Below are 13,645 nucleotides of genomic sequence, written 5' to 3'. Positions count from 1 at the left end.
TAAAGCTTTGAACAAATTTAGGATTTTTAAACGTCCAGTTTTAATTGATCTGGTAATTGTCTAAAAGTTTTTCGATGATATTTGGTGATACCGTACTTACGTATGGCCTCTCTGTGTTCCTTGGTGGGGTAGCCTTTGTTTTTTAACCAATTGTACATGGGGTATTCCAAATGAATTTTCTCCATGTAGGCATCCCTGAAGGTTTTGGCCAGGATGGATGCAGCGGCAATGCTGAGGTATTTGCCGTCCCCTTTTACAATGCAGGCATGGGGGATGTTGTGGTAGGGGGTAAACCTGTTCCCATCCACAATGATAAATTCGGGCTTGGTCTCCAATTGATCTAGGGCTTTGTGCATTGCGAGAAAAGACGCGTTCAAAATATTGATTTTGTCAATTTCATCTGGAAATATATGGGCAATTCCAAAGCTGGAGGCATTTGTTTCAATAATTGGCCTCAATATATCCCTTTTTGTAGCAGACAGAATTTTTGAGTCGTTAATGATGTCATTCGTAAAATCTTTAGGCAGAATAACGGCCGCAGCGGTTACAGGTCCTGCCAAACAACCACGACCGGCTTCATCCGTTCCGGCTTCAAAGTAAGAATGGCAAAATTGTTCCATAATGATATTGAATGTTTTTGGCGAAGATAATTACTTCAATTGTTTTCATTAATGTAATGGATCGAAATTGATACTTTAATGAGTTAAAACAAACTTTCACATTTCATTAAGGACAAAAAAATTAACTTTGTCGACGTAAGTTTGTAGCATGAGATATTTGTTGACACTTTTAATAGTGTTTTTTGGTCAGGCCATTAGTGCACAAGAAGATTCTATTCCCCCCTCAAGGAACGAGGAGGCCGGAATGGACCGTAGAGTCAGAAATCTTCCACCTAAAAAAAATGGGGAAGATAAGAGTCAGGAGGTGACCATTAGGGATTACAAGATTATAAGTTACGAAAGGGATACTACTTTTCTTGATACTACGATCTCCATACAGAAGGAATATAAGTACAATTTTTTGCGGAGGGACGATTTTGAGCTGATGCCATTTGCCAACGTAGGGCAGCCTTATAATAAATTGGGAGTTGATTTTGATGTAAAGGATACCTATCCCAAGTTGGGTGCCAGTGCGAAGCATTATAACTATATGGAAGTTAGGGATATTGATTATTACAATGTGGCGACCCCTATGAGCGACCTAATGTTCAAGACCACTTTTGAACAAGGACAGCTACTGGATGCCTTATTGGCTTTTAATACCTCACCAAGATTAAATTTTTCTATAGCATTTAAAGGTTTTAGGTCCTTGGGCAAATATCAGTATAGTGAGGCCGAGTCCGGGAATTTCAAGATGACGGCCAATTATGAATCCAAGGATAAGCGCTACAATTTTAGAGCGCATGGGGCGGCCCAAAACTCCTTGTTTGAGGAAAATGGGGGATTGTCCAATAAGGAATTGCAGTTTGAATCCGGGGACTCCGATTTTAGCGACCGTTCCAGGTTGGATGTACTTTTTACAGATGCCAGCAACCGGCTATTGGGAAAGAGGTATTATTTGGATCATCAATACATTTTGTTTGGCAGTAAAAAGGATTCGGGTAAGATCAGGACAACTTCTTTGGCGCTTGGGCATGAGTTTAGTTATGAGACCAAATACTATCAATATAAACAAACCGCCCAAAACGATTATTTTGGAGAGGCCTATGACTCCGGTATATCGGATAAGGCCAGTTTAAAAACTACCTATAATCAGGTCTATGCCCAATTCTCCAATAAGACATTAGGGGAATTGACAGGGTTTGTTAATCATTATGGGTACAATTATTTTTTTAATTCGGTATTGCAAACACCTACCCAGCTTATCCAAAGCCAGTTAAAGGGTGATGAAATCGCTGCCGGGGCCAAATATGTAAAGAAGATTGGTGGTTTTCGGTTGAATGGTTCGGCCCAGGCCAATATCTCAGGGGATCTGTCCGGAAATTTATTGGATGCCTTTGCCAGTTATGACATTAATGAGAACAACAAGTTTAAATTTTCTATACACTCGTCTTCGCATATGCCCAATTTTAATGTTCTGTTATATCAGAGTGATTACAGTAATTACAATTGGCAACATACTGGGGATTTTAATAAGATAAACAACAACGGTTTTCAATTTGATCTGGAATCCAAGGTTTTTGGCGATTTAATGGCTAAATATACTTCTTTGGACAATTACACCTACTTTGCTTCGGATCCGTCCCAAACTGTGGCTGAAGGAGAGGAACAGGCGTTTATTAAACCCTTTCAGGAGGGAAGTACCATTAATATTATTAAGGTCAAATATGAAAAGGAATTTAAATGGAAGGGGTTTGCGCTGAACAATACGGTAATGTATCAAAATGTTTCCCAGAGCAATAGTGTTTTAAACGTGCCGGAAGTAGTTACAAGAAACACCTTGTATTATTCCAACTTCGGGTTTAAAAAGGCCCTATACTTCCAAACAGGGGTGACCCTCAAATATTTTACATCCTATAATGCAGATGCCTATAATCCGGTATTGGGAGAATTCTATTCCCAGAACCAGGAGGAATTGGGAGGTTTTCCTATGCTGGACTTTTTTATTAATGCCCGAGTGCAGCAAACAAGGATATTCTTAAAGGCAGAACATTTTAACTCTTCTTTTTCTGGCAATAATTTTTATGCCGCTCCCAATTATCCTTACAGGGATTTTGTGATACGATTTGGATTGGTTTGGAATTTCTTCTCATAGCTCAATGTTTATTTTTTCTGGAGTTTTTAGGGTGGTCTCTGAAAACGCAAAAAAAATTATATAAATATTTTAGCTGCAAATCAGCTTGTTACGGGGGAAACAAAAAATCTTTTAAAAATAATTCGAAAAAGGTTTTGTGTAAACAAAAAAAGTATGCTACATTTGCACCCGCTTAGAGAAAGAGCGATAGTAAAAAATAAGTAGAAAAGTTCATTGATATATTGTAAAGACAGCGTGCCGCCTTCTTGGAAACGGGGAGGCGGCACAGAAAAAGAAATCGAAATAACGGGCCGGGAAAAATGCCTTTATGGGTTGATCGAAGTTATATAAGAATCAACGATGAAGAGTTTGATCCTGGCTCAGGATGAACGCTAGCGGCAGGCCTAACACATGCAAGTCGAGGGGCAGCGGGGATAAGCTTGCTTATCCGCCGGCGACCGGCGCACGGGTGCGCAACGCGTATAGAATCTGCCCTGTACTGGGGAATAGCCCAGAGAAATTTGGATTAATGCCCCATGGTATGTATTAGCGGCATCGCTTGTACATTAAAGGCTACGGTACAGGATGACTATGCGTCCCATTAGTTAGTTGGTAAGGTAACGGCTTACCAAGGCAGCGATGGGTAGGGGCCCTGAGAGGGGGATCCCCCACACTGGTACTGAGACACGGACCAGACTCCTACGGGAGGCAGCAGTGAGGAATATTGGACAATGGGCGGGAGTCTGATCCAGCCATGCCGCGTGCAGGAAGACGGTCCTATGGATTGTAAACTGCTTTTGTACGGGAAGAACAAGGGGCACGTGTGCCCCTCTGACGGTACCGTAAGAATAAGGATCGGCTAACTCCGTGCCAGCAGCCGCGGTAATACGGAGGATCCGAGCGTTATCCGGAATCATTGGGTTTAAAGGGTCCGTAGGCGGGCCATTAAGTCAGGGGTGAAAGTCTGCGGCTCAACCGTAGAATTGCCCTTGATACTGGTGGTCTTGAGTTATGGTGAAGTAACTAGAATATGTAGTGTAGCGGTGAAATGCATAGATATTACATAGAATACCGATTGCGAAGGCAGGTTACTAACCATATACTGACGCTGATGGACGAAAGCGTGGGGAGCGAACAGGATTAGATACCCTGGTAGTCCACGCCGTAAACGATGGATACTAGCTGTCCGGATGCAAATCTGGGCGGCCAAGCGAAAGTGATAAGTATCCCACCTGGGGAGTACGTCCGCAAGGATGAAACTCAAAGGAATTGACGGGGGCCCGCACAAGCGGTGGAGCATGTGGTTTAATTCGATGATACGCGAGGAACCTTACCAGGGCTTAAATGTGGTCTGACAGCTTTAGAGATAGAGCCTCCTTCGGGCAGATCACAAGGTGCTGCATGGTTGTCGTCAGCTCGTGCCGTGAGGTGTCAGGTTAAGTCCTATAACGAGCGCAACCCCTGCCGTTAGTTGCCAGCATGTAAAGATGGGGACTCTAACGGGACTGCCGGTGCAAACCGCGAGGAAGGTGGGGATGACGTCAAATCATCACGGCCCTTACGTCCTGGGCCACACACGTGCTACAATGGCCGGTACAGAGAGCAGCCACTGGGCAACCAGGAGCGAATCTATAAAACCGGTCACAGTTCGGATCGGGGTCTGCAACTCGACCCCGTGAAGCTGGAATCGCTAGTAATCGGATATCAGCCATGATCCGGTGAATACGTTCCCGGGCCTTGTACACACCGCCCGTCAAGCCATGGAAGCCGGGAGTGCCTGAAGTCCGTCACCGCAAGGAGCGGCCTAGGGCAAGATCGGTAACTAGGGCTAAGTCGTAACAAGGTAGCCGTACCGGAAGGTGCGGCTGGAACACCTCCTTTCTAGAGAATTTGCCCATGTCGGCTTTTTCAAGGGCCCGTTTTTTCGATTTCTGTTTTTACAACATAAAAAACTATAGTGAGTCTCATAGCTCAGCTGGTTAGAGCGCTACACTGATAATGTAGAGGTCGGCAGTTCGAGTCTGCCTGAGACTACGATGCAGCGATGCTGCAAGTTCAAGGTTTTAAGTTTAAAAGTTTAAAGTTTTGAAACGTTCATTAAGATTGAAGTATTGGAAATTCTAGAAGTTGGGAAACCTGCCGACTATTGACTGGCAACTGCCGACTTATAGGAAAACGGGGGATTAGCTCAGCTGGCTAGAGCGCCTGCCTTGCACGCAGGAGGTCATCGGTTCGACTCCGATATTCTCCACAAAACAGTAAACAGAAATCGGTTTACAGTAAGCAGTTTTGTACTGCTGTCTGGATACCGTTACTGCGGACTGATAAACGTTCATTGACATATTGGGACAGGGTGCGCAAAAGATTCAGGTCTTTGCGTACGCTGAAAAAGAAACACAAAAGTAAAGTAAAGTACAAGAATACGAGAGAGGGCCCTTAGGACGCTGCCGCGGAATTTGGGCCCGCGAATAACATAAAGGTCTGGCGACAAGCTGGATAAGGGCGTATGGGGAATGCCTAGGCTCTCAGAGGCGAAGAAGGACGCGATAAGCTGCGAAAAGCTGCGGGGATCGGCACATACGATATGATCCGCAGGTATCCGAATGGGGCAACCCACCATATTGAAGGTATGGTATCCCGTAAGGGAGGCAAACCCGGTGAACTGAAACATCTAAGTAGCCGGAGGAGGAGAAAACAAAAGTGATTCCGTGAGTAGTGGCGAGCGAAAGCGGATTAGTCCAAACCATAACTGTTTCGGCATTTGTGGGGTTGTAGGACCACGATATTGGATGCGCGATGAACTGGAACCCTTTGGAAAGAGGGGCCGTAGACGGTGATAGCCCGGTACAGGCAAAGGACGTTATCCATAGTGGTATCCTGAGTAGCGCGGGGCACGTGAAACCCTGTGTGAATCCGGCGGGACCATCCGCCAAGACTAAATACTCCTGAGAGACCGATAGTGAACCAGTACCGTGAGGGAAAGGTGAAAAGAACCCTGAACAAGGGAGTGAAAAAGATCCTGAAACCATACGCCTACAAGCGGTCGGAGTCCCGCCTCGGCGGGATGACGGCGTGCCTTTTGCATAATGAGCCTACGAGTTACTTTTACTGGCAAGGTTAAGCACTTCAGGTGCGGATCCGTAGCGAAAGCGAGTCTGAACAGGGCGCCATAGTCAGTAGTAGTAGACGCGAAACCGTGTGATCTACCCATGGGCAGGTTGAAGCTGTGGTAACACACAGTGGAGGACCGAACCCGTTGACGTTGAAAAGTCTTGGGATGACCTGTGGGTAGGGGTGAAAGGCCAATCAAACTCGGAAATAGCTCGTACTCCCCGAAATGCATTTAGGTGCAGCGTGTACATAGTTTTATAGAGGTAGAGCTACTGATTGGATGCGGGGGCTTCACCGCCTACCAATTCCTGACAAACTCCGAATGCTATGAAATGATTGTGCGCAGTGAGGGCATGGGTGCTAAGGTCCATGTCCGAGAGGGAAAGAACCCAGATCACCAGCTAAGGTCCCAAAGTATATGCTAAGTTGATATAACGCGGTGGAACTGCACTGACAGCCAGGATGTTGGCTTGGAAGCAGCCATTCATTTAAAGAGTGCGTAACAGCTCACTGGTCGAGCGGTTCCGCATGGATAATAATCGGGCATAAGCATATCACCGAAGCTGTGACTTCTGTACTCGGTACAGAGGGGTAGGGGAGCATTGTAGTGCCGCTGAAGGCGATCTGTAAGGGTTGCTGGAGGAGCTACAAACGAAAATGTAGGCATAAGTAACGATAATGCGGGCGAGAAACCCGCACGCCGAAAGACCAAGGTTTCCCCAGCTATGCTAATCAGCTGGGGGTCAGTCGGGACCTAACACGAACCCGAAAGGGGCAGTGGATGGACAACAGATTAATATTTCTGTACCTGCTCACATTAAAAGTGACGGGGATGTGGCGTTGGTGCGTACTGACGGAATAGTACGTTGAAGGGAGCGGTGACGCCCCGATAGTACACTGAGGCTCCGGCCAAGGTGATAATCCAGCTTAACATCCTCCGAGAAAACCAAGTGAAGCAGCCCGTACCGCAAACCGACACAGGTGGTTGGGATGAGTATTCTAAGGCGCTCGAGAGATTCATGGCTAAGGAACTAGGCAAAATAGACCCGTAACTTCGGGAGAAGGGTCGCCACGCTTCTAGCGTGGCCGCAGTGAAGAGGTCCAGGCGACTGTTTATCAAAAACACAGGGCTCTGCAAAATCGAGAGATGAAGTATAGGGCCTGACACCTGCCCGGTGCTGGAAGGTTAAGAGGAGATGTCATTCGCAAGGAGAAGCATTGAATTGAAGCCCCAGTAAACGGCGGCCGTAACTATAACGGTCCTAAGGTAGCGAAATTCCTTGTCGGGTAAGTTCCGACCTGCACGAATGGTGCAACGATCTGGACACTGTCTCGGCCATGAGCTCGGTGAAATTGTAGTATCGGTGAAGATGCCGGTTACCCGCAGTGGGACGAAAAGACCCCGTGCACCTTTACTATAGCTTCGTATTGACCTTGGGCAACCAATGTGTAGGATAGCTGGGAGACTTTGAAGCTGCATCGCCAGGTGTGGTGGAGTCATTGTTGAAATACCAGCCTTTGTTTGTCCGGGGCCTAACTCCCTAATGGGAGGACAGTGCGTGGTGGGTAGTTTGACTGGGGTGGTCGCCTCCAAAAGAGTAACGGAGGCTTCTAAAGGTGCCCTCAATACGGTTGGCAATCGTGTGCAGAGTGCAATGGCACAAGGGCGCTTGACTGAGAGACATACAGGTCGACCAGGTACGAAAGTAGAGCATAGTGATCCGGTGGTTCCGCATGGAAGGGCCATCGCTCAAAGGATAAAAGGTACGCCGGGGATAACAGGCTGATCTCCCCCAAGAGCTCATATCGACGGGGGGGTTTGGCACCTCGATGTCGGCTCGTCACATCCTGGGGCTGGAGAAGGTCCCAAGGGTTGGGCTGTTCGCCCATTAAAGTGGCACGCGAGCTGGGTTCAGAACGTCGTGAGACAGTTCGGTCTCTATCTACTGCGGGCGTTAGAAATTTGAGTGGACCTGACCCTAGTACGAGAGGACCGGGTTGGACCGACCGCTGGTGCACCAGTTGTCCCGCCAGGGGCATTGCTGGGTAGCTATGTCGGGATGGGATAAGCGCTGAAAGCATATAAGCGCGAAACCCGCCACAAGATGAGATTTCTTTAAAGGGCCGTGGGAGATGACCACGTCGATAGGCCATAGGTGGAAGGGCAGCAATGTCCGTAGCCGAGTGGTACTAATTGCCCGTTGGCTTGCGCAAACGCCGTCCCGCGGGAAACCGCGGGGCGCAACAAACCTTTTTTTAACAACACGTCTCTTGTAGATTACCTTACATAAGTGCGACCGAAAAGGCCGCCCTGTCCCATTATTATGTCATGCTTCGGCTACGCTCAGCACCCGCTGTAGGGTACCGGACATTAAAGTATAGAAGTTTTTAGGTGGCCCGCCCTGCAATGCAGTTCGGGCAGACCATGGCCCAAGGGTTATGGAAAAACACTGACAGTTTTAGGTGGCCATGGCGACGGGGCCCACCCCTTACCATTCCGAACAGGGAAGTTAAGCCCGTCTGCGCCGATGGTACTGCTACACCAAGTGGGAGAGTAGGCCGCCGCCTTTTTTTGAAGTCCCTTCATCTTACGATGGGGGGATTTTTTTTTGCAATATATCCAAATAGGCACGCCGATGGCGTGATTGGTTCCTGCAGCCGTTCCTGCTTCGCCAAGCTTGCAGTATCGGGCAGTCACTAATAGGCCGCCGCCTTTTTTTGAAAGCACTTACCGTTTTACGGTAGGTGCTTTTTTTTGCACTAAACCCAGCATGGGCACGCCCCTGCAAGGGAAGAGAGCTCAAAGTCGGGAGACTTTGCGCAGCAGCGTACAAGACCACGAGTCTTTGCGCAGCAGCAGTGATCAGTTCCAGCAACCACCCCTATTGCGGAATTTCTACATTTTCAAATCAACAGATTGTCCCATTTACAAATTGGTCCATTGGTACATTTTTTAATTGATCCATGGCTGTACTAAGAAAAATTCAACATTTTCAAATCATCAAATTGTCTCATCTTCAAATTATCCAACTGATACATTGCTACATTGAACAATTATTACATCGTAGCTCCATCTTCAAATCAATCAATTGTCAAATTTCCAAATTAAACAATTGATATATTGACCAATTGCTATATTGGTAGATCGAACAATCACCACATTTCCGTATTAATGGAATTTCCACATCTTCAAATCATCAAATTGTCTCATCTTCAAATTATCCAATTGATACATTGCTACATTGAATAATTATTACATCGTAGCTCCATCTTCAAATTGCCTAATTGTTTTACTGATCGATTGCTATATTGGTAGATCGAACAATCACCACATTTCCGTATTAATGGGATTTCCACATTTTCAAATCATCAAATTGTCTCATCTTCAAATTATCCAATTGATACATTGCTACATTGAATAATTGGTACATTTTCAAATTGAACAATTGCTACCCGAAATAAATTGACCTTTAGGTTATTACAGCAATAAACGCACAACCTCCCAAAATTAGTTCCAACAATATCTTTTGAGTAACCCATTTTTTAATATCTTGTCTCTTCTAAAATAATCGGCAAAATGAAAAATAGTTTCGCATATCTAATGAGCCTAGTATTCTGCCTAGGAATTTTGAATACAATTACAGGGCAAACCGGGGGTGATAAAAACAATGAGGGTTGGATTTCCTTGTTCAATGGTAAAAATTTGGATGGATGGAAAGTAGGTGAAAATGCCCAAACCTTTTCCATAGAGGACGGGGCTATTAAAGTAGAGGGGCCCAAAGCACATTTATTTTATATAGGTGATGTTGAAAACCATGATTTTGACAATTTTGAATTCAAGGCCTCAGTGATGACCAAGCCTGGCTCCAATTCGGGTATTTATATACATACCCGCTACCAAGAGGCCAGTTGGCCAGTATATGGTTATGAGGTGCAAGTGAATAATTCACAAAGTGATTGGAAACGAACAGGTAGTTTATACGACATCGTAAATGTTATAGAAACTTATGTGGGCGATGATGAATGGTATACCGAATATATTAAAGTGGAAGGCAAAAGAATTATAATAAAGATAAACGATATTGTGGTGGTAGATTATACGGAACCAGAAAATCCTAAACGTGCAGAAGGTGAACGCCAGCACAGGGTTCTTAAAGGAGGAACATTTGCATTACAAGGCCATGATCCCAAAAGTATTGTTTATTACAAGGATATTATGGTGAAACCCTTGCCTTAATAAGTACTAATATCATAAGAAATACGCTTGTACATGCCTTTATCCAATATTAGCTATTGTCTTATTCTAGGATTTTTATTATTTGGCTGTCAACAACAGCCGGAAAGCCCAAAACAAAAACCCAATGTAGTTTTTATATTGGTCGATGATCTGGGTTTGGTAGACCTTGGTATAACCGGAAGTAGTTATTATGAGACACCAAATATTGATTCATTGGCAAAAGAAGGTATGGTGTTTACGCAAGGTTATGCTGCCAGCCGTGTTTGTAGTCCGTCTAGGGCCAGTATCATGACCGGTAAATTTACGGCAAGACACGGAATTACGGACTGGATAGGAGCTGCATCCGGAACTGCATGGCGTTCCCATAATCGTCATGACAAATTGCTTCCCGCCGACTACGTACATAGCCTACCGGCGAATGATGTGACCATCGCAGAGGCCATGAAGAAGGAGGGGTATAAAACCTTCTTTGCTGGTAAATGGCATTTGGGGTCTGAAGGATCTTATCCCGAGGATCATGGATTTGAAATCAATAAAGGCGGATGGGAGAAGGGAAGTCCTATGGGAGGTTACTTTTCGCCTTGGGACAATCCGGCATTGCCCAATAAAGTTGATGGGGAGAATCTTAGTATGCGCTTGGGTGTCGAAACCGCAGATTTTATTAAACAGCATAAGGATTCCACTTTTTTCGCTTTTCTTTCCTTTTATGCAGTACATGGGCCAATTCAGACCACCCAAGAAAAATGGAACAAATATAGGGGCAAGGCTGAAGCATTGGGCATAGCCGAAAATGGTTATAAAATGGAGCGGGTCCTACCTATTAGACAGGTACAGGATAATCCTATTTATGCCGGGCTTGTAGAAAGCATGGACGATGCTGTAGGAGTGGTGCTTCAGGCATTAAAGGATACCGGACTTGAGGACAATACAATTGTGATCTTTACATCCGATAACGGTGGAGTGGCCTCGGGGGATTCTTTTTCCACCAGTAATCTTCCTTTAAGGGGAGGCAAAGGATATCAATGGGAAGGTGGTATTCGGGAACCTTATTTTATTAAAGTACCCTGGCTACAAAATGGAGGCTCGGAAAGCGATTTTCCGGTTATAGGTACCGATTTTTACCCGACAATCTTGGATTTGGCCAATATTGATGCCTTATCGGAACAACATATAGATGGTATAAGTCTAAAAACTATTTTGGAAGGTAAGAAAATGGATGTTGTTAGACCTTTGTTTTGGCATTATCCCCATTATGGCAATCAAGGCGGAAATCCATCGTCAATTATACGCGAAGAAAACTGGAAACTTATCCATTACTGGGAAGATGGGAGCCAAGAACTTTATGACTTGGCTAAGGATGCAGGGGAGCAGTCCAATGTAATAGCACAATATCCTAATATTGCCAAAAAGTTAAGCAAAAAGCTTCATGAATGGCTTAAGGAGGTAGGGGCCAATATGCCGTCAGAAGATCCTGAATACAATGCCAAACTGGCACAAAAGCGACATGATCGAATTGTAAACGAAAGTTGGCCGGCTTTGGAAGCTGAACGACTAAAATTCTTGTCCAAAGATTTTGAGCCCAACGAAGACTGGTGGGGTAGTAAAGTAACGACCGACTAGGTATCAATTTTTGGATTAGGCATTCATGGCTAAGCCACGTTACACCTTCTTTTCTATAATTTCACTTTGTTATTAGAAGAGAAATAAAGGCAGTATAAATAAAAATGTTTAACAAATTTTCTGTGGCCTCTGATCTTAAAAATGCGTAAGCCCTTTTCATTTGGGTTTTTACCGTATTAATGGAAATTCCTTTGGTTTCCGCTATTTCAGCGTAACTCTGCCCATTGATAATCGCGGAAATAAAAATTTGTTTTCGACTTTCTGGAAGCTCGTTCAGAAGTGCCTGTATTTTCCCATTGGTATGGGAAACAGCCATATCTTCCGGATCTTCGTATTTAGGTGAGGCAAGACTCTGAAGCAGCGATTTTTCTTTTTTAGCTTTATCCAAAGACTGTAAGCTCAAGTTTTTTACTGCCTTAATGGCATACGCCTTAAAGGAGATGGTTATGGAAACCGTTTCCCTTCGTTGCCAGTAAGAGATATAAAATTCTTGTACGATATCTTTGGCCGTGTCCTTATCCTTGACAATTCCAAAAGCGATTAGGCACAACATAGGAAAATGCTCTTTAAAGAGCTTCTCCATTTCCTGGGTGCAATTTTTCTTGGTTTTGGTCATGGTCATATAGGACTTTATTGCCCAATTAATGTCTGGTGAATTGTGTAATTGGTTAAATAGTATCGTCAATTATACTAATTTAATTTCATTTGTCATAAATATTTATCAAATTCTAAAAAAAATATAAATATCTGTCACCCTATTAACAGCTCAGGACAACTTATAAAAAAGAACCACAAATAAGCCTTATGCAAAAGTTGAAATCTGTTTTGGCAAGTATTGAACAATCCGGTCAAATAGAGGTTGATGTCCTTCAACATCTTACCCATGATGAGAAGGAGATTGTCAATACTCTTTTCCATGAGAATCTGGTGTCAGAGGCTTTGGTGTTTTTAGAAGAAATGGATACGGATGCCGAGTGGCACTTGTTTATGGAAAGGGCCATGGTTCCCAAAAAACAAAAATTTCCATTTTGGCGACCTATACTAAAATATGCGGCAATTTTTGTTGGCGTCACAATGTTGGGCTATATGATGTTTCGGCAAAATCCCTCGGTTGATGTATTGCCCATCACTGAATCTACCATAAAGCTCAAAATTGGAGAGGATAATGTCAAAGTAATTAAAGAGGGAGATAGCCAGCAGATAGTTTCTTCTTCAGGAAAAGTATTGGGGATACAGACAGGTAACCGTATAAGCTATAATACCGACTCTGAAATTAAAGATCTGGTTTATAATGAATTGGAGATACCGTTTGGGAAAATATTTGAAGTAGAGCTTTCAGATGGCACTTTGGTGCATTTGAATTCCGGAACAAAAATAAAATATCCTGTAAAGTTCCTAAACACAGGTAAGAGGGAAGTATTTATTGAAGGTGAAGCTTATTTTAAGGTTGCCAAAGATAAGAACCATCCATTCGTGGTACATTCCGATCAAGTGGATGTAGAGGTTTTGGGAACCGAATTTAATTTTTCTTCCTATAAAGAGGACACCGAAATCAAGACAGTTTTGGTAGAGGGATCTGTTAGTATGAGCAATTCCCTAAGACCGGAAGATCAATTGGTGTTAGTTCCGGGAACTAAGGGGGCTTGGAACAGGGTATCCCATGATACACATGAAGAGAAAGTAGATGTAGATCTTTATACAGGTTGGATTAAGGGGGAACTGGTTTTTAGAGACATTAGCTTTTTGGATATGGCCAAAAAGCTGGAGCGTAGTTATAATGTGGTCATTGAAAATAATAATGAACCTCTGAGCGGGAAGATTTTAAATGCACGGTTTCATGTGGACATTGAGAGCATAGACGATGTAATGAAATCTATTGGGGAGCTACATTCTTTTCAATACACTATAAAAAACGGAAAGATAACTATAGACTAATATTAACCA

At 44.1% G+C, this 13,645-nt stretch carries 6 protein-coding genes, 2 tRNA genes and 3 rRNA genes; 9 read left to right on the top strand and 2 right to left on the bottom strand.

From position 1 onward, the window contains the following. Positions 1-26: 26 nt before the first annotated feature. Positions 27-620, bottom strand: a complete 594-nt coding sequence (locus U735_RS0118550; RefSeq protein WP_031445255.1) for a ribonuclease HII — start codon at positions 618-620, stop codon at positions 27-29. A gap of 148 nt (positions 621-768) precedes the next feature. On the opposite strand from U735_RS0118550, the gene U735_RS0118545 reads away from it, so the two are divergent. The 8 genes from U735_RS0118545 to U735_RS0118505 all read left to right on the top strand — a co-directional run bounded on the left by U735_RS0118545 (position 769) and on the right by U735_RS0118505 (position 11,701). Next, entirely contained in the window at positions 769-2,754 is a 1,986-nt protein-coding gene (locus U735_RS0118545) for a putative porin (RefSeq protein ID WP_031445254.1), read from the top strand. A 336-nt stretch (positions 2,755-3,090) separates the two neighbouring features. Then, positions 3,091-4,614, top strand: a 16S ribosomal RNA gene (locus tag U735_RS0118535). Between the two features lie 79 nt (positions 4,615-4,693). Continuing rightward, positions 4,694-4,767, top strand: a tRNA-Ile gene (locus U735_RS0118530). 143 nt (positions 4,768-4,910) lie between these two features. Further along, positions 4,911-4,984: transfer RNA gene (locus tag U735_RS0118525), tRNA-Ala, on the top strand. A 233-nt stretch (positions 4,985-5,217) separates the two neighbouring features. Beyond that, a 23S ribosomal RNA gene (locus tag U735_RS0118520) occupies positions 5,218-8,058 on the top strand. A gap of 245 nt (positions 8,059-8,303) precedes the next feature. Next, positions 8,304-8,415: ribosomal RNA gene (rrf, locus tag U735_RS0118515) — 5S ribosomal RNA — on the top strand. The 16S, 23S and 5S rRNA genes sit together here with 2 tRNA genes alongside, the layout of an rRNA operon. Positions 8,416-9,421: 1,006 nt before the next feature. Further along, positions 9,422-10,081 carry a 3-keto-disaccharide hydrolase gene (locus U735_RS0118510; RefSeq protein WP_031445252.1) on the top strand — a complete coding sequence of 220 codons (660 nt, stop codon included), beginning with the start codon at positions 9,422-9,424 and terminating at the stop codon, positions 10,079-10,081. Positions 10,082-10,114: 33 nt separating this feature from the next. Further along, complete coding sequence (locus tag U735_RS0118505; protein WP_031445251.1) at positions 10,115-11,701, top strand: sulfatase; 1,587 nt, start codon at positions 10,115-10,117, stop codon at positions 11,699-11,701. Between the two features lie 61 nt (positions 11,702-11,762). Here U735_RS0118505 and U735_RS0118500 read toward each other — a convergent pair whose 3' ends face one another. Continuing rightward, positions 11,763-12,323 (bottom strand): RNA polymerase sigma-70 factor, encoded by a 561-nt coding sequence (locus U735_RS0118500; protein WP_031445250.1) that lies wholly within the window; start codon positions 12,321-12,323, stop codon positions 11,763-11,765. 182 nt (positions 12,324-12,505) lie between these two features. Between U735_RS0118500 and U735_RS0118495 the strand changes: the two genes are divergently transcribed. Beyond that, positions 12,506-13,636, top strand: a complete 1,131-nt coding sequence (locus U735_RS0118495; RefSeq protein ID WP_051892237.1) for a FecR family protein — start codon at positions 12,506-12,508, stop codon at positions 13,634-13,636. The last annotated feature ends 9 nt before the right edge of the window (positions 13,637-13,645 follow it).

Source organism: Arenibacter algicola (assembly GCF_000733925.1).
GTDB classification, from domain to species: Bacteria; Bacteroidota; Bacteroidia; order Flavobacteriales; family Flavobacteriaceae; genus Arenibacter; species Arenibacter algicola.
Note: the sequence above shows the minus strand (reverse complement) of the source record. Positions and strands in the feature narration are given on the sequence as shown.